General features: G+C 45.3%; 16 protein-coding genes. 6 read left to right on the top strand and 10 right to left on the bottom strand.

All coding sequences use genetic code 11. From position 1 onward, the window contains the following. Positions 1–79: 79 nt before the first annotated feature. The 3 genes from M4S28_RS01660 to ftnA all read right to left on the bottom strand — a co-directional run bounded on the left by M4S28_RS01660 (position 80) and on the right by ftnA (position 2443). The gene (locus M4S28_RS01660; RefSeq protein ID WP_249632178.1) at positions 80–1273 is read right to left on the bottom strand and encodes a BaiN/RdsA family NAD(P)/FAD-dependent oxidoreductase; all 1194 of its coding nucleotides are present in this window, start codon (positions 1271–1273) and stop codon (positions 80–82) included. A gap of 250 nt (positions 1274–1523) precedes the next feature. Beyond that, positions 1524–1847 (bottom strand): universal stress protein UspB, encoded by a 324-nt coding sequence (gene uspB, locus M4S28_RS01655; protein WP_004735557.1) that lies wholly within the window; start codon positions 1845–1847, stop codon positions 1524–1526. 68 nt (positions 1848–1915) lie between these two features. Continuing rightward, positions 1916–2443: a non-heme ferritin gene (gene ftnA, locus M4S28_RS01650; protein WP_004735556.1), complete on the bottom strand. Its 528-nt coding sequence runs from the start codon at positions 2441–2443 to the stop codon at positions 1916–1918. Positions 2444–2632: 189 nt separating this feature from the next. Here ftnA and uspA point away from each other — a divergent pair, with 189 nt between their 5' ends. Beyond that, the gene (gene uspA / locus M4S28_RS01645; protein WP_004735555.1) at positions 2633–3067 is read left to right on the top strand and encodes a universal stress protein UspA; all 435 of its coding nucleotides are present in this window, start codon (positions 2633–2635) and stop codon (positions 3065–3067) included. A 52-nt stretch (positions 3068–3119) separates the two neighbouring features. Further along, the gene (locus tag M4S28_RS01640) at positions 3120–3998 is read left to right on the top strand and encodes a carboxylate/amino acid/amine transporter (RefSeq protein WP_004735554.1); all 879 of its coding nucleotides are present in this window, start codon (positions 3120–3122) and stop codon (positions 3996–3998) included. Between the two features lie 137 nt (positions 3999–4135). On the opposite strand, the gene M4S28_RS01635 is transcribed toward M4S28_RS01640, so the two are convergent. From M4S28_RS01635 to M4S28_RS01625, 3 genes are all read right to left on the bottom strand, one after another. Then, a complete protein-coding gene (locus M4S28_RS01635; RefSeq protein ID WP_017081708.1) occupies positions 4136–4711 on the bottom strand; it encodes a hypothetical protein in 576 nt (191 codons plus the stop codon). 141 nt (positions 4712–4852) lie between these two features. Further along, a complete protein-coding gene (locus M4S28_RS01630) occupies positions 4853–5632 on the bottom strand; it encodes a class I SAM-dependent methyltransferase (RefSeq protein ID WP_017060146.1) in 780 nt (259 codons plus the stop codon). Positions 5633–5744: 112 nt separating this feature from the next. Beyond that, on the bottom strand, positions 5745–8867 hold the full coding sequence (locus M4S28_RS01625) for an EAL domain-containing protein (RefSeq protein ID WP_249632696.1): 3123 nt from the start codon (positions 8865–8867) through the stop codon (positions 5745–5747). Between the two features lie 126 nt (positions 8868–8993). Between M4S28_RS01625 and asnC the strand changes: the two genes are divergently transcribed. Then, positions 8994–9458: a transcriptional regulator AsnC gene (gene asnC, locus M4S28_RS01620; protein ID WP_004735550.1), complete on the top strand. Its 465-nt coding sequence runs from the start codon at positions 8994–8996 to the stop codon at positions 9456–9458. Positions 9459–9610: 152 nt separating this feature from the next. Here asnC and prlC read toward each other — a convergent pair whose 3' ends face one another. Continuing rightward, a complete protein-coding gene (gene prlC / locus M4S28_RS01615) occupies positions 9611–11653 on the bottom strand; it encodes an oligopeptidase A (protein WP_249632177.1) in 2043 nt (680 codons plus the stop codon). Between the two features lie 278 nt (positions 11654–11931). On the opposite strand from prlC, the gene M4S28_RS01610 reads away from it, so the two are divergent. From M4S28_RS01610 to M4S28_RS01600, 3 genes are all read left to right on the top strand, one after another. Next, positions 11932–12786: a 23S rRNA (adenine(2030)-N(6))-methyltransferase RlmJ gene (locus tag M4S28_RS01610; RefSeq protein WP_102553911.1), complete on the top strand. Its 855-nt coding sequence runs from the start codon at positions 11932–11934 to the stop codon at positions 12784–12786. A gap of 188 nt (positions 12787–12974) precedes the next feature. After that, a complete protein-coding gene (gene gorA / locus M4S28_RS01605) occupies positions 12975–14330 on the top strand; it encodes a glutathione-disulfide reductase (protein ID WP_249632176.1) in 1356 nt (451 codons plus the stop codon). A 132-nt stretch (positions 14331–14462) separates the two neighbouring features. Continuing rightward, the gene (locus tag M4S28_RS01600) at positions 14463–14714 is read left to right on the top strand and encodes a DUF6482 family protein (RefSeq protein WP_076679144.1); all 252 of its coding nucleotides are present in this window, start codon (positions 14463–14465) and stop codon (positions 14712–14714) included. Between the two features lie 92 nt (positions 14715–14806). Here the strand turns inward: M4S28_RS01600 and M4S28_RS01595 are convergent, their stop codons facing one another. From M4S28_RS01595 to M4S28_RS01585, 3 genes are all read right to left on the bottom strand, one after another. Continuing rightward, entirely contained in the window at positions 14807–16048 is a 1242-nt protein-coding gene (locus tag M4S28_RS01595; protein WP_249632175.1) for an NADH:ubiquinone reductase (Na(+)-transporting) subunit B, read from the bottom strand. A 207-nt stretch (positions 16049–16255) separates the two neighbouring features. Further along, the gene (locus M4S28_RS01590; RefSeq protein WP_249632174.1) at positions 16256–17212 is read right to left on the bottom strand and encodes an SPOR domain-containing protein; all 957 of its coding nucleotides are present in this window, start codon (positions 17210–17212) and stop codon (positions 16256–16258) included. A gap of 187 nt (positions 17213–17399) precedes the next feature. After that, complete coding sequence (locus M4S28_RS01585; protein WP_017089048.1) at positions 17400–18338, bottom strand: ABC transporter permease; 939 nt, start codon at positions 18336–18338, stop codon at positions 17400–17402. Between the last annotated feature and the right edge of the window lie 2 nt (positions 18339–18340).

Below are 18340 nucleotides of genomic sequence, written 5' to 3'. Positions count from 1 at the left end.
TGTACAAACTTTATTATTCCAAATAACATGTATGTACAAACTTTTTCAACAGTGTACAAACTTTATTGTTCCAAAACATTTAGGCGTATTGCCCTGCAACAAAGCCAGAGCTCCAACACCATTGGAAGTTGTAGCCACCTAACCAACCTGTTACGTCCATTACTTCGCCAATGAAGTACAAGCCTTTGATGTCCTTACATTCCATGGTTTTTGAAGATAGATGGTTGGTGTCCACACCGCCTAGAGTCACTTCGGCCGTTCGGTAACCTTCCGTGCCGTTTGGCGCAATTTTCCAGTTCTCTAAATGCTCTACAATGTCATTCAGCTGTTTTGCATTGAACTGCTTGAGCGGCTTGTCTTCCAGCTCTTTACGATCAATCAACACTTCCACAAAACGCTTTGGTAATGCTTTCGCCAAGGTGTTTTTCAGGCTCTGATTTGGGTGTTTCTCACGAGCGTTTTCAAGTAGTTCAGCAACGTCGACTTCTGGTACTAGATTAATCGAAACCGATTGACCCGCTTTCCAGAAAGAAGAAATTTGCAATACCGAAGGGCCAGATAAGCCGCGGTGGGTAAACAGCAACGCTTCTTTGAATAAGGTACCATCTTGCGCGGTGATCTCGGCAGGAATCGCGATTCCTGAAAGCTCAGCAAAGGCTTCTTTGTCTTCTTTATGCAGAGTAAATGGCACCAAACCCGCTGTAGTCGGCATGACAGACAAACCAAACTGCTCAGCAATCTTATAGCCAAATGGCGTCGCGCCTAGTTTCGGCATCGATAAACCGCCCGTCGCCACGACAAGTGAGTCACACTCAACTTCGTTGGTATTAAGATGCATCTTGAAGCCAGCGTCTGTTTTTTCGATGGAGTGAACATCACAGCGGTAGCGCTGTTCAACTTTCGCCTGCTTATACTCTTCAAGCAACATGCTCACGATGTCTTTTGCAGTGTGGTCATTCACACAGAACAATTGGCCGTGGTCTCGCTCTTCGAACTCAATACCGTACTTGCTCACCATCGAGATAAAATCCCAGTTGGTGTATTGAGATAAGGCTGACTTCACGAAGTGAGGGTTGTTACATAGGAAGTTGTTGGCTGAAACATCATAGTTAGTGAAGTTACAACGGCCGCCACCTGAGATTAAAATTTTTCTGCCTGGTTTCTTTGCATGATCAACCACCAGCACTCGTCGGCCACGTTTACCCGCTTCCGCAGCACACATTAAGCCCGCGGCGCCCGCACCAATTACGATTACATCAAACTTTTCACTCATTGGGGTTCTGCTTTCTTCACTTTTGCACCTCGAGTACGCCCTGTTCTCGAAATGCCATCAATAAAAAAGGATGTGCATAAACAGCACATCCTTACTAATTGCTCGCTATTCTAGCGGCAATTTTAAACTTTGCAATTGATGTTCAATTGTACAATTTGCAGACAGCAGCAAAACCACTACTTGGCTTAGCAAACCAACAACCGAAGCTTTACACCAAAACCTGAATTCTACTTCACACGTACTAAATAACTTAGACGATGAAAGAAGACAGCAACGTTACACCCAGCAGAGCGGAAGAAAGTATAAACAACTGTCTTACGCGATCACACTTCGACATAAACACTTCGTCGTGATGATGGTGATACTCTTTGCTTTTGATGTAACTAAACAAGCGAACCTGTTTGGTCATATTGCCATGAGTTGTGAAGAATCCACCTCCGTCTACTTGTTGATAAAGTAGAGGATGTGCTTCTCGCATTATATAAATGAGTGTTCTTAGCGCAGTAAAATATCGCGCCCAGTTCACGCAAGTCACAACCATTAGTGCAAATAGAATAGTGTCGCCGCTGATCATCCTTTCCTCCCTACATCTTCATAAGAAAACTCAAAAGAAAAAGATAATCAGTGTCTTTCCCGTACTACCTAAACGGCAGGAGCTTCCATAATTGAAGATGAACCATCTTTTGCCAATTGCGCTAGGTCTTTATCAATAAAGAACAGTGCTTTACCGTCTTCACCAACAAGCTCTAGCTTATCCAATACACCTTTAAACAACTTCTCTTCTTCGTGTTGCTCTGCAACGTACCATTGCAGGAAGTTAAAGGTTGAGTAATCTTGTGTGCTGAAAGCAACGTGAGCCAATTTGTTGATCTTTTGAGTAATCATTTGCTCATGTTCGTAAGTTTCACGGAACACTGCACCAAGGCTATCAAATTCATGTTTTGGCGCTTCAATCGCACCAAGAATTGGCATTGCACCTGTTTCACTTACGTAGGTGAAAAGACGCTGCATATGTTCCATTTCTTCTACCGCATGAACACGCAGAAACTCTGCTGCACCTTCAAATCCTTTGTCTTCACACCAAGCACTCATTTGTAAGTATAGATTGGATGAGAAAAATTCTAGGTTAATTTGATCATTCAGTTGCTCAACCATAGTTTTTGACAGCATTTAAGACTCCTAATTACATCCTCAATTTTCTCTACTATATCACTATTTAATGAATATCTCGCAGGCCATTAGTTAACCAATATTTCGAGCTGTCATTACGCAAGACAGTGGATATGAGATCACTTCAGCAAAAAAAGCCATCGCATAGTGCTAATCTTAAATCAGACAATGAATAAAGGAGGTAGCGATATGAGTTACAAACATATTTTGGTCGCGGTCGATTTATCAGAAGACAGCAAATTAATTGTGGATAAAGCGGTAGCATTGGCTAAGCCATTGGAAGCCAAAGTCTCTTTTATCCATATCGATATTAACTACGCAGAGCTGTATACCGGCCTGATTGATATCAACATGGCAGAAACCCAACATAACGCGATGGAAGCATCTCGAGTTCAGCTGCAAAATTTTGCTGAGCATGCTCAATACCCAATCACCCATACCTTAGTGGGCAGTGGCGATTTGAGTCATGAGCTGTGTGACACCATCAACGAGTTCAATGTTGATTTGGTGGTTTGTGGTCACCATCAAGACTTCTGGAGCAAGCTACTTTCTTCAACACGACAACTGATCAACGCCTCTCCGGTTGATATGCTGGTCGTGCCTCTAAGAGATTCAGAAGACTAATGAATTAAGGTTAGGTAACATACAGCTCATATCTTATTAACGAAGTTTTACTATGAGCTATTTAGCTGGTGTTACCCTCCTATGGGCCTTCTCCTTTAGCCTGATCGGCGTTTACCTTGCTGGTCAGGTTGATGCTTGGTTCTCTGTACTGATGCGTGTTGCCCTTGCAGGTATCGTGTTTCTTCCTTTCCTTAAGTTCCGTGGCGTCTCGCGTAAGCTGATCGCTAAATTGATGGCCATTGGTGGCATCCAGCTTGGCTTAATGTACTGCTTCTACTATCAGTCTTTCTTGCTGCTATCCGTCCCTGAAGTCCTTTTGTTTACCGTTTTTACCCCAATTTACGTCACGCTTATTTATGACTTCCTCAAAGGGCAATTCTCTCCGTGGTACTTAGTGACTGCGGCAATTGCGGTATTGGGCGCGGTATTCATTAAATTTGCGGGCATCAATGAGAACTTTTTAGTTGGCTTCCTCGTCGTGCAAGGCGCGAACCTGTGCTTTGCTATCGGTCAGGTGAGTTACAAGGTGGTGATGGAGAAGGAATCGACTGAATTACCTCAGCGAACCGTATTTGGTTACTTCTACTTGGGGGCGTTATGCGTCGCTTCCGTTGCTTTCATGCTACTGGGCAATCCAGAGAAGCTGCCAACCACCACTCTTCAATGGGGAATCCTTATCTACCTTGGCTTGATTGCTTCGGGGCTGGGTTACTTTATGTGGAATAAAGGCGCGTGCATGGTCAATGCTGGCGCACTGGCTGTGATGAACAATGTCTTAGTTCCAGCTGGCCTTGTGGTGAACATCCTGATTTGGAACAGAGATGTCGATTTGGTTCGATTGTCTATTGGTGGTGCCGTTATCTTGTTCTCTTTGTTCGTCAATGAGACGTGGGTGAAGAAGCGTGTTGCGAGAGATGCTAGCAATGCCTAGCGCGTTAAGCTAACAAGCTGTATTTAACTAATAAGCTTTGTTTGACTAGCAAGATTCTTATTTAAAATAATACCCAGAAAGCAAAAGAGCGACCGTAGGTCGCTCTTTTTAAATCATCTGTGTAGCAATAATTAACTTCAGTGGATGTGATTGTGGCTCACCACCTGAGTCTTGCTTTCAGTGAAGGCAACGTCATCAAGTTGTAGGTTGATGCGTTCAAGGTCACTTTCCAATTTTTGGCTTTTCTTGAACAGCTTTTGCTGCTTCTTAATCATCTTCGCTAGCTTTTTATTGTACTTCTCTTGTTTCTTCGCCGCTTTCTTCGCTTGTTTGAGTTCAGCTTTCTCATCGCCGCTCGCCTTCGCCATCAATTTTTTCAGCTTGGCTTTTTTCAACGCGACTTTATCCGCTTTTTCTACGATAGCAGGATCAAAGATTTGTACCGTTGGCTCAACGCTGTCCATTACCTCGATAAGAGAAACTTCTGGAGTTGGCAATGTTTCAGCAAGTAGACCACACGCGACTTTTTCTTCAGCGGGTTTATTCTGACAATCAATCGGTGGGATGGCTGTTGGTTTGCATAGATTCGCTTGATCCGACGATGAGCGCGCACAAGAGCGGCACACGAACTTTGGTTCAGTGACCAAGCTGTGGATTTCTCCCAAGTGTTCGGTGATATCTCGACGGTTTAACTTACAAAAGCGTTTAGCCATGCTACAACTCCAGCTAAGAATAATAATGATTCTTAGTTAGATATACATCCGTAACGCGACTATCGCAAGTGTTAAATGGCAATTTATCGTATTTATGACGGGAAATTTTCTTAGCGTGTAGCTAAGTTATTGATGCTTTCACTAAGTCATTGATGCTTTCACATAGACGTCAAAACGGTTCTTTTTGGTTTCGATCGCCATGCTCGGTTTTTGCTCGTCTAACCACGCTGCGTAATCCGGTCTTTTAACCACAACTCGCTTCGATGCCAACTTCATCGCAGGCTCAAACAAACCATCAGCATCCAGATCGGCGCCAACCAAAGATTGGAATACGCGCATCTCTTTTTTGACCAAAGCCGATTTCTTTTTGTTCTCTGGGTGTGGGTACATTGGGTCTAGGTACACCACGTCAGGTTGTTCGAAGTCAGGATCGTTGCTGAGCTTATCTAACGCATCGTGACTGGATGCGTGAATCAACTTCATACGTTCACTCACCCAACCGCCGATGTCTGGATCTTGTTGCGCTCGCTGCAAGCCATCATCAAGCAGTGCAGCCACAACTGGGTGACGCTCGACCATTTGCACCTTACAACCCAAAGAAGCCAACACAAACGCATCGCGCCCTAAGCCTGCAGTGCCATCTAAGATAGTTGGTGTTGCGCCTTTGTTTAGACCTGCTGCCTTAGCAATTGCCTGACCTTTACCACCACCAAACTTACGTCTGTGACCGACAGCGCCTCCCACTAAGTCAACAAAGATAGCGCCAAGCTTAGGCTCATCGACTTTACGTAGCTCAAGTCGCTCACTGGTCAGTACCAAAGCAAAATCGCTGCTTTCATCATGAGATAAGTTCCAGCGGGTCGCTAAGTCATTTAAATGATCGATTTGGGTAGCATCTTCGCAAATCAGTTGTAGTTGCAAGGTCGTCTCCAACAGACAGTAGTATTCAAAACAAAAGAGGCAACCAGTTTACCTGATTGCCTCAACAATACATATTAGCGGTGAAAAGTATTCCCGGCTAAAGTCGGCTTACCTAAACCAATGGCTCTGTCTCTCGTTCTTGTCTTAACTCTTCAACGAGCTCCGCGAGTGGCTTAGGTCGGCCTATGATGTAGCCCTGCGCGTAGTTCACACCCAGTTCGATCAGCTTATCGATGATCTGGGTATTTTCAACGAACTCAGCCACGGTGTGCTTGCCCATCTGCTTGGCGAGATCATTGATCGAGCGAACCATCACATGGTCCATCTCGTTGACCGCAATATCACGCACAAACAAGCCATCGATCTTCACAATGTCGACCGGCAGTTTCTTCAGGTAGCCAAACGACGATAATCCAGAGCCAAAATCATCCAGTGCAATCATACAGCCAAGCTCTTTGATGCGAGTGAAGAACTTGATCGCCTGCTTCATGTTACTCATCGCAGCCGTTTCGGTGATCTCTAAACAGATTTTATGGCACGGTATCGACGAGTCTCTCAAGCTCTCAATCAAGAATTCGACAAATTCTCGATTACCCATCGAGTGGCCAGAAAGGTTGATTGAACACATCCCCAAGTCATCGATAATATCGGGGCGTTGCTCCAACCAACTCAAGGTTTGACTCACCACTTGTCGGTCAATCAAATGCGCTATGTTATAGCGTTCTGAGGCAGGCATGAAGATCCCTGGGGAGATGTATTCACCGTGGATATTCTTGATGCGAACCAAGATTTCGAAGTGCATTTTCTCGCTGTTTTTATCTAGGCCAAGAATGCGCTGAGCAAACAACTCTAAGCGATCGTTAGCCAAAGCCTCATGCACTAGATTGACGCATTCCATCTCTAGGTGACGACGACGCAGGTCTTCATCATCTTGATGGTACAGGTTGTAACGGTTACGCCCTTCCTCTTTAGCAGCATGGCAAGCTGCATCGGCCTGAGCATGTACCATCTGTGGTGAGGCCGCAGTATGGTCAATCAATCGGATACCAATAGAGCTGGTAAGATTAAGGCGAATATCACCCCATAAGAATGGGTTCTCGCTCATCGTCGAGATAATACTGCGACACACATTCACCGCATCTCGCTCAGTGCAATCTTTCATTAATACTGCAAACTCATCGCCCCCCATACGCGCTAACACGGCATTGTATGGCAATACCTCTTCCAGCAGCTTGGCACTAAACATGATTGCAGCATCTCCCGCTTCATGCCCCGCAGTATCGTTCAACACCTTCAGTTGGTCTAAATCTAAGAACAACATCGCATGAGTTCGCATGTGGCTTTCAACTTCTTTCAGCGCCTTTTGCAGCTCTTGTTCAAAGTGGTTGCGGTTGAAGGTATCAGTCAATAAATCGTAACGCGCTTGATACTCTAACTTTTCAGAAAGCTCGTGGGTTTCGGTGATGTCCTCACCAACAATCAACAGTTGATCCGATTCCACCAGCGGACGGATATTTTCACGAATCCAAATGGTGCTGCCATCGGCATGACGATATTCAATATCACGACGCCACACGCCTCGAATTTTATGCTGTGGTTGCAGTAAGATATGACGTGGGATCATCGCGTTTTCATCGACATAAAACTCTCGTGGTCGATGTCCCAGTAGCTGATCAAGTGGGTACCCCAGTAGTTCTTCAGCAAACTGGTTCACTTGTTGAATACGATTATTGCCATCGAGCATTATCATCATTACTGGTTGTTTGTCGTAATACAGCTTTAGATTGGCTTCACGTTGGAACAGTTTGTTTTCCGCGAGTTTACGTGAGGTAACATCACGCGCTTCAAACAAGAATTGATTATCATCTCCTTCACTGCCCGGCATTGGCTTTAATGAAACATCCAACACCATTGCCCCGCGATCACGACACCACACTTCAGCTTCAAATCGTAAAACCTGATGTTCCTCTCGATAGATGAAATACTCCTTCAACACCTGCCTAGCCGAGTCTTCCCAGTGTTGGTGATGTTGAAGAGGTGTTCCCAATTTATAGCCTTGGTTATACAAAAGTTCATGCAACTTGCTGTTGCTCGACAGTAACACTCCGTCCTTATCGATAATTCCCATAAATTGCAGACTTTGATCGAATATCGACTCAAGAAGTAGTTGGCTCTGACGGCTTGTACGTTCACTTTTTTGAAGGCGATTAAGGTAGTACATCAAGGTGACGATCACACATAACATGCTTAAGAAAAGCAGGCCGATCGTACGAATTTCATCGTGATAACGAACCCAAAATGGCTTGGGTTTGTTTAAGAAAGTCACCGATGCTTCATTTTCTGCGCCTAGGTTCCAGCGAGAGATTTGTTGATAGTCGAGTTTAATTTCAGCAGCACCTGGAACCACGGCGCGCAATGGCGCTGATGGGTTATCAAGTACTTCTAAAAGTATGCTTCCAGCCTCTCGACCTTGAATCATCCCTCCTTGAATCACACCGCCAATAGCGCCATGCCCCAAGCCTAAATCGTTAACCATATAGATAGGTATTTGGCTTTTTTTGTTTAATTCACGCCAGTCTTCATTGCTAGTCACACGGCCGTTAATATCTCGAAAATAAACCCAGAACAACAGGCAATTACCCGGCTTTGCCTTTTGAGTGAATGCAATCAATTCTTGGTAAGTGTCTGGCGTGTAATGCTTCACAACACCTGACATCTCAGGGTTGTTTTCAAGGAAGGCATCAATTTGGTTACGAACAGCCTCGCCAGTGACCGAGTGATCGGTTACCACATGAATTCTTTTTACCGACGTTTGAAGGCGCTTAATCAGTTCGATGTTGCTCGCCATATCGGTGTCTTCGGTTACGCCTGTCGCATTCAATCCTTCAATCATGTCTGGTGAAAAGTTGTTAATTCCCCCAAAAATCACTGGCGTACCCTTTAATTGCGGAGCCAATCGCTTCATTAGGTTTAAAGCGTTGTTATCACTCACGACAACGGCTGCAAAGTCTTCGTGCATCAATTTAGTTCTATAGAGTTGATACACGCGCTCCAAATATTCAGAATTTTGTGTGCGTTTACTATCGAGATATACGACTCGATAAGACAAGCGGGTTCGATCCAGTTCTTCAGCCAGCCCTTTATGGAAATCATCCGTCCAAAAAAAGCCTTGATGATAAGAGTGAATAACCAACACATCTTTTGCCTGAGCTGAAGCAAAAACGCTCCAACACATCACAATAAAAAATAACGAAAATCGCACTGAATTCACCCTAACCCTATAGTTACTGCTAATATTATCACCCTTGGCTATGATGTGTACTCAAGCCGGTATGTTTTTCATTCAATCTAAGGATTATGCATGTCCACAACTACAGCTCGTCTAGATGATCTAGACCGTGCCATTCTCAAAACTTTGATGGAAGATGCACGTACTCCTTATGCTGAAATGGCAAAGCAGTTCGATGTCAGCCCTGCGACGATTCACGTTCGCATCGAAAAGATGAGATCAGCAGACATTATTGAGCGAACAGAAGTTGTGGTAAACACCAAAAAGCTAGGTTACGACGTGTGCTGCTTTATTGGTATTAACCTTAACGCAGCCCGCGACTATCACTCGGCCATTGCGAAGCTGAATGCTTTAGATGAAGTGGTCGAGGCGTACTACACCACCGGTGCTTACAATATTTTTGTAAAGCTGATGTGTAAGTCGATAGAAGAATTGCAGTTCGTGCTGATTGATAAATTGCAGGCGATTGACGAGGTTCAGTCGACAGAGACACTAATTTCGCTGCAAAACCCTATCAATCGCAATGTGAATCCCTAGCTCACATACGAACTAGATTCTTTGGGGTGTCCAAAAAAGAAAAGGCTGAACGCAATGTTCAGCCTTTAATCTATCTAGCTTATGTCGTCTCGAATCTAAGCTCTGTTATCTAATATAGACCATGCAGCTAGCAATATAAGGTAATCACAAACCTAAGCTTGAATACCAGCATGACGTAGCATCGCGTCGATTTGTGGCTCACGACCACGGAAGCGTTTGAACAGCTCCATCGGCTCTTCACTACCACCCATCTCAAGGATATTGTTCAGGAAGCGATTACCAGTTTCAGTGTTGAAGATACCCTCTTCTTCAAATGCAGAGAACGCATCTGCAGACAATACTTCTGCCCACAGGTAGCTGTAGTAACCTGCACTGTAGCCACCAGCAAAGATGTGACCAAAGCTGTGCGAGAAGCGGTTCCAATCTAGGCTTGGCAGTACCGATACCTTAGACTTAACATCCGCTAGTGTTTCTAGTACGCGAGCACCCACTTCTGGATCGTATTCTGTGTGTAGCGTGAAATCGAACAAGCCAAGCTCTAGCTGACGTAGGATAAACATCGCAGATTGGAAGTTCTTCGCCGCTAGCATCTTTTCTAGCATCTCTTTTGGTAGTGCTTCACCGGTTTCGAAGTGACCAGAGATGAACGACAGCGCCTCCTCTTCCCAACACCAGTTCTCTAGGAACTGACTTGGCAATTCAACCGCGTCCCAAGGCACGCCATTGATTCCTGACACAGCACCCGCATCAACTTGCGTTAACATATGGTGAATACCGTGGCCGAATTCGTGGAATAAGGTAACCACTTCATCGTGAGTAAATAGCGCAGGCTTATCACCGACTGGCTTGTTGAAGTTACACGTTAGGTAAGCAACAGGCGTTTGTAGATCACCAGATTGAGTAATGCGACGACCGCGACAGTCATCCATCCAAGCGCCGCCACGTTTGTGTTCACGTGCGTATAGATCTAGGTAGAAGCTACCGCGCAATGTTCCTGTCGCATCAAAGATGTCGAAGAAGCGCACTGAATCATGCCATGTATCCACGCCTTCACGCTCTGTTACCGACATACCAAACACACGGTTTAGTACTGCGAACAAACCAGAAACTGCGTTCGACTCAGGGAAGTATGGACGAAGCTCTTCATCAGAGATCTCGAACAAGTTCTGTTTTTGTTTCTCGCTGTAGTAAGCGATGTCCCACAAGTTTAGCTCCGAGACACCAAACTCTTTCTCAGCAAACTGACGTAGCTCTTCTACTTCGCGCTCACCTTGCGGTTTGGCTTTTACTGCTAGGTCGTTAAGGAAACCAAGTACTTGGTCTGGCGTTTCTGCCATCTTAGTCGACAAAGATTTTTCGCTGTAAGTGCTAAAGCCAAGCATGCGTGCGATCTCGTGACGCAGCTTAAGTTGTTCAGTGATGATCTCAGTGTTGTCCCACTTGCCAGCATTTGGACCGCGATCTGAAGCGCGAGTTACGTAAGCTTCGTACAGCTCTTTACGTAGTTCTTGGTTATCACAGTACGTCATCACCGGTAGGTATGATGGGATATCTAGAGTCAGTAGGTAACCTTCCTGCTCTTTAGCTTCTGCCGCGGCTTGTGCTGCCGCCAGTGCTGATTCAGGCATACCGGCCAGTTCAGCGACGTCTGTGATCTGCTTGCTCCAACCCATGGTTGCATCAAGCACGTTATTTGAGAATTGAGAACCTAGCTCAGACTGGCGCTTGCTGATCTCGCCATAACGATGCTGTTCGTCTGCGGGTAAGCCAATGCCTGATAATTCAAAATCACGCAGTGCGTCAGTGATGGTTTTTTGTTGAGCTTGGTTTAATGCCGAGAATGCTTCGCTCGCCTTGATCGCTTTATACGCTTCGAACAAACCTTTGTGTTGGCCGACCCACGTGCCGTACTCAGAAAGTACAGGCAGGCAGCTCTCATAAGCGTCACGCAGTTCGTCGCTGTTCATCACAGAATTCATATGGCTTACAGGTGACCAAATACGGCCTAAACGATCATCCACTTCATCAATTGGAGCAACGAGGTTGTCCCAGCTTGGTGAAGTATTACCTTCAAGTACTTGTTCTATCTTGTTGCGACACTCTTCAATCACTTGCTCAACCGCTGGCTTAACGTGCTCAGGTTTGATCTGTGAAAACGGAGGTAAGTCCGTGAAGGTTAATAGCGGATTAGACATATAAACATTCCTTTGGCTTTGGAGACTTTCGTCTTTCTATAATGAGGTCGTCTTACAGTCATCAGGCTCAGGAGCGCCCTAAAAAATCACCTGCGAATAGTTATTAAATAGTGCCCATGAAGGCAAATTTCAATAGTAGAACCAATAACTAACTGCATATAGCTGTCGACTGCTCCTGAATTGTTCGAGAATTTATAGCTCATTGAGGGTTATAATGGTCAGATTAACCCTACCTACACTAACCACACTCTAAAACGAGAGTGTTACGAGAGTTTAATTTGTTAAGTTATCGCCACAGCTTCCACGCGGGCAACCATGCCGACGTAGTAAAGCATATCGTACAGAGCCTTATTCTTAATTCTTTGAAACAGAAGGATAAGCCTTTTGTTTATCATGACACTCACTCTGGTGTAGGTCGTTACGACTTAACGCATGAATGGTCTGAAAAAACGGGCGAATACAAGCAAGGTATTGCACGTCTATGGTCTGCAAGTGAAGCGGGTCAACAAGATCTTCCTGAAGACATTCAAAGCTACCTTGAGTCTATCTCAGCACTCAACAATGGCGAGAAACTGCGTTTCTACCCAGGTTCACCACGTGTTGCACGTGCGCATCTGCGTGACCAAGACCGAATGGTATTAACCGAGCTTCACCCAGCAGACCACCCTCTGCTTGAGCAAGAGTTCCACCGCGATCGTCAGGTGTCTATCTACAAAGAAGATGGCTTCCAACGCCTAAAAGGCAGCCTGCCACCGAAAGAACGTCGTGGTTTGGTGCTTATCGACCCGCCTTACGAGCTGGCAAAAGAGTATCGTGATGTTGTGACTGCGATTGCTCAGAGCCATAAACGCTGGGCAACTGGTATCTACGCAATTTGGTACCCAGTGGTAAACCGCTGTGACATCGAAGACATGATCGAAGGGCTAGAAAGCTTAGGCATCAACAAGATTCTACAAATCGAACTTGGCGTATCACCAGACACCAACGAGCGTGGCATGACAGCATCAGGCATGATTGTTATCAACCCACCTTGGAAGCTAGAAAGCCAAATGAATGAAATTCTTCCATTCTTGAAGGAAGCAATTGCGCCGGCAACCGGTCACTTCAAAGTAGAGTGGATCGTACCCGAGTAATCTCAAACTCGATGGCATAGTTTGAAGAATCTTCAATAGACTGTGACATACACGAATAAATTTTAAACAGGGAGATTGAGTTCAACCAATCTGCCCTCAATATAATAATTAGACAATTTAAGAATCTATAGGACGTAGGTGTTCAGTGCGCTCACTGTACCCACAACCTTCAATAAATGGAGAAAGTAATGGCGACTCATTTTGATTACATCTGTATCGGCGGCGGTTCAGGCGGCATCGCATCAGCTAACCGCGCAGCAATGCACGGTGCAAAAGTTGCACTTATCGAAGCTCAAGACCTTGGTGGTACTTGTGTAAACGTTGGTTGTGTTCCTAAAAAGGTTATGTGGCACGGTGCTCAAGTTGCTGAAGCAATCAACCTATATTCAAAAGACTACGGCTTCGACGTTGACGTAAAAGGCTTCAACTGGGGCAAACTGGTTGAAAACCGTCAAGCGTACATTGGTCGTATCCACCAATCTTACGATCGCGTTTTGGGTAACAACAAAATAAACGTAATCAAAGGTTTTGCTAAGTTTGTAGATGAAAAAACCGTTGAAGTTAACGGTGAACACTACACAGCTGATCACATCCTGATCGCAGTGGGTGGTCGTCCAACCATTCCAAACATCCCTGGCGCAGAGCACGGTATCGACTCAAACGGTTTCTTCGATCTGATGGAGCAACCTAAACGTGTTGCTGTAATCGGCGCAGGCTACATCGCAGTAGAAATCGCAGGCGTACTAAGTGCACTTGGCACAGAGACACACTTGTTCTGTCGTAAAGAGTCACCACTTCGCAGCTTCGACCCAATGATCGTTGAAACACTGGTTGAAGTAATGGAAGCGGAAGGTCCAACACTTCACACGCACTCTGTTCCTAAAGAAGTAGTGAAAGAAGCAGATGGCACGCTGACTCTGCACCTAGAGAACGGCAACACTCAAAACGTTGACCACCTAATTTGGGCTATCGGCCGCCACCCAGCGACTGACGCTATCAACCTAGCATCAACGGGTGTTGCAACTAACGACCGTGGCTACATCAAAGTAGACGAGTTCCAAGCAACCAACGTTCCTGGCATCTACTGTGTTGGCGACATCATGGAAGGCAGTATCGAGCTAACTCCTGTTGCTGTTAAAGCCGGTCGTCAGCTTTCTGAGCGTCTATTCAACGGTCAAACAAACGCAAAAATGGACTACACGCTGGTTCCTACTGTTGTATTCAGCCACCCACCTATCGGCACCATTGGTCTAACGACTCAAGAAGCTGAAGAGCAATACGGCAAAGACAACATCAAGGTATACACGTCTGGTTTTACTGCAATGTACACTGCAGTCACTCAGCACCGTCAACCTTGTAAGATGAAGCTAGTATGTGCTGGCGAAGAAGAGACTGTAGTCGGCCTACACGGCATCGGTTTTACTGTTGACGAAATGATTCAAGGCTTCGGCGTTGCAATGAAAATGGGCGCAACCAAAGCAGATTTCGACTCTGTTGTGGCGATTCACCCAACTGGCTCAGAAGAGTTTGTTACCATGAGATAATCAACGCCTTTTGTTGATAACTCTTAAAAAGCAGGCCTTGTGCCTGCTTTTTTTATGCCCCCTCTTGAACCTTACTTCCCAACTCCACGTAACACAGGTACTGACCTATCTAGAACAACAATGGAGTTTGTGATGAATCTACTAATTGAATCATTTGAAGGCGGGATCTACTTGGCTTACCAAGTTATTGACGAGCAAAAGCAATTAATCAAAGATAACCACCAGCACCCAATGAAGTTTTTGAGTGTAAACCAAGCACGCGATCACTTTAGTGACCAAGGTGTAGCATCGGCGACACTTATCCATAACAGCGCTTATGATGAAATGTGCGGTGAGCATTGTGACAACACACAGCCGTTCGAGATTGATTTGAAGTGGAGTTAAATCAACTTCAAATCAATCGCGGCAAAAATTGAAACGCTTGCATCAATGCAAGCCTTTCTTATGGGCGTCAATTTTCCTCTTCTACGCTTACATCAACGCAATGTCCGTTTCAGTCTGCGTTTGATATTTTGCTCTTTGACGATAAAGTCGAACAGTGGTGCGAACAAGTTGGCGAACAGAATGGCCAACATGATGCCCTCTGGATAAGCAGGGTTGAGCACTCGAATACCAACCGTCATCACGCCGATAAGAATCCCGTAAGCCCATTTACTGTTATTGGTAAAGGCTGCTGATACTGGGTCGGTCGCCATAAAGAACGTACCAAAGGCGACCCCGCCCAACACAAAGTGCCAATAGAACGGCATCGAAAACATAGAATTGGTTTCGGATCCGATCCAGTTCATCAAACTAGAAGTCACCACAAGGCCAATAATGACTCCAGCAACAATTCGCCAAGAAGCTATATTCATAAAAATCAGAATCAAACCGGTCAGCATAATCAACAGTGAAGAAACCTCACCCATCGAGCCCGGAATATTACCGATAAACGCATCCATCCAAGTTATCGCTTCGCCAGTCATATTGTTGATTAACGAAGTACTACCACCTTCATACCATTGACTGAGCGGCGTCGCGCCCGAATAGCCGTCAGCCGCGACCCAAACTAAGCCACCCGACATATTGACTGGATATGCGAAGTAGAGAAATGCACGGCCTGCTAGTGCAGGGTTAAGAAAGTTTCGTCCTGTACCACCGAACAGCTCTTTGGCGACAACGATACCAAAAGTGATACCTAATGCGGCTTGCCAGAGCGGAATGGTTGGCGGGAGGATTAGTGCAAACAGCACCGAACTAACAAAGAAGCCTTCATTAACTTCGTGCTTACGAACGACTGCAAACAAGACCTCCCAGAAGCCACCCACAACAAACACCGTGGCATAAACAGGTAGAAAATAGAGTGCACCAAGTAACATCTGACTTGCCCAGCCACTTGCTATCAATGACTGCACATCGCCAAATGCCCACGACAAGCGCCAACTACTTTCGATAACCGAGGTAAGCTCATTGAGTTGATAACTGGATGTTAATGCGAGGAAGCTTTGGTGTCCGACGTTATACATCCCCCAAAACATCGCGGGAAAGGTCGCTAGCCACACCAGAATCATGATTCGTTTGAGATCAATACTGTCTCTAACATGGGTCTGGCCTCGGTTTACGTTGCCGGGCGTATAAAATATGGTGGCGAACGCTTCATACACAGGGTAAAGCTTTTCGTACTTCCCTCCAGCTTCGAAGCGTGGAGCCACGTCTTCTAATCGTTTTTTTAAACTCATAATCTCAATCACCTTATTGCTTGAGTTATGGTTTTCTACGCATCAACTACTCTATTTGAACAATTTATAGCGATTTTTAGTCAAATTCGTATGAAGAAAGGGTGTCCAGAAGTCGAACCGATGTTGAAAAAAGAAGGTGTAGAAGGTGCATAAACAACAAAGCCCCAGCAATGGCTGAGGCTTATTTGGTATTACAACGGGTGTTCGTTATTTCACGCACATCACATTAAGCAGTGAAGAACCTTTCAATTGGTTTACGTTTCCGTTGGTAAACAGACCTTTCTTATCTGCGCCCCAATAAGGGAGATGCATTGGCCAGTTCTGTTTTTCCATAACCTTTGAGCTCAAGATGCTCTGCCATTGCTTTTCAGTCATCAGCTTCATGTTAACCTGATTACACACTAATTCAGCGCTATCGTAATCTAGACGACTCCAAGGCTTGCCTTGTTCCATATAGAACTGCTGCTGATGGTCTAGAAGGTAAGGAATCGCATATTGGCTACCCGCAACATTGGCTGTCACACGGATTTCGATTTCCAAATCGTTGTCTGAATTCGCGTTACCGCTTGGTAGCGCCTGAATAGCTGCAGCACTCGTTACCGCTGCCGCTTGCTTCGCAGCCACAGGTTTCGGAGCTGGTTTTGGTTTTACAGGGGCCTTAGGCTTTACAGATTTTGACTCTGCCGGTTTTGCAACGATAGGCTGTGATGAGGTTTTCGACTTATCGACCATGCGAATAAAGGCTTCACCATAACCGGGAACCTTGCGCACCTGAGCTAGGTCTTTTCTCGCATCAGAGAAGGTAGAATAAGGTCCGATTAAGCAACGATAGTCTCCGCCTTCAGGCTTCATCCAAACGTTGGTCGAGATTTTTTCATATAGGGGCTTTGCTCGGTTCAGTGACAAAGGCTTATTCAGCAGACCACATTGAACCCAAAACAGCTCGTTATCTGAATGACGTTTAGGCGCCTTACTCCCCCAAACACCCTTGCCGATAGGACATGATTGCTCTAGCTGTGGTAATTGGTTAGTGCTTGCCTGAGTTGCATCACATAGAACCGACTCTGCACTCACTTGGCTCGAGACCAAAAGGGATGCAGCGATAAGCCCCATACGATAATTTCTCGTCACAGCACGACATACAGCATTCATTGTCAATTTCATAACCACCACTTAAACCCTTACGGGCTAATTATTACCGAATCTATGTCGATAAAACATGAATTCCATTTTAAGTATTATTGACACTATCAATGATACTAAGTTCCAGATCCATTAAGCAAAAAAAGAGCCGTAATTGCTTACGGCTCTTAATTTAGTGACTTTTTTATCTAAAAATCAATCAGAGCTATCACCCTTTATAAATTTTAGGGTTAAACACGTCACGTAACCAGTCGCCTAATAGGTTAATAACTAGAACCAATGTTATCAAAAGCACACCTGGGAATGCTGTGATCCACCATGCTCCTGAGAAAATGTAGTTAAAACCTGTACTGATCAGAGCACCCAGTGATGGTTGGTCTACCGGAAGACCTAAACCTAGGAAAGAAAGTGCCGCTTCTGACATGATGGCATTTGCCACCTGTACCGTAGAGATAACCAAAATTGGAGATAAACAGTTAGGCAGAATATGACGGAACATGATGCGAGGCGCTCTAAAGCCCATCACACGCGCCGCTTCCACGTATTCTTTCTTCTTCTCAGCTAATACCGATGCACGAATCGTACGAGCATACTGCGGCCATTCAGCAATACCGATGATCACCACCAGCATAACAACGGCATATTGCGCATAGAAGTCACTGCCGAAGCTAGCCTTAAAGATGGCCGAGACAATGATCGCAACCATCATGGTTGAGAACGAAAGCTGAACATCAGCGAAACGCATCAAGAAACTATCAATACGGCCACCGAAATAACCCGCAGACAAGCCAATGATGATACCAAGCGTCAGTTGTAGGCCTACCGCTAAGAAACCAATGGTCAGTGATAAACGCGAACCGTAAAGCATAGTCGATAAAATATCACGGCCTTGCTCATCCGTTCCGAGCAAGAAACGTTCTTCGCCATCTTCCATCCATGATGGTGGAAGCTCTGAATCCATGATATCAATCGATGTCACGTCGTACGGGTCTGTTGGCGCTAGAATAGGTGCTGCTAATGCCATCACTAAAAAGATTGAGAAAATGGCGAAACTCACCATTGCCACTTTGTCGCGTAAGAAGTAATACACAATGTCTGATTGCTTAAAACGTTCCCAGCGAGACGGCACTGTCGATGTCTGTTCCATGA

It is taken from the genome of Vibrio sp. J383, assembly GCF_023503985.1.
Classification (GTDB): Bacteria; Pseudomonadota; Gammaproteobacteria; order Enterobacterales; family Vibrionaceae; genus Vibrio; species Vibrio splendidus.
This window is presented reverse-complemented; position numbering and strand designations above follow the sequence as displayed.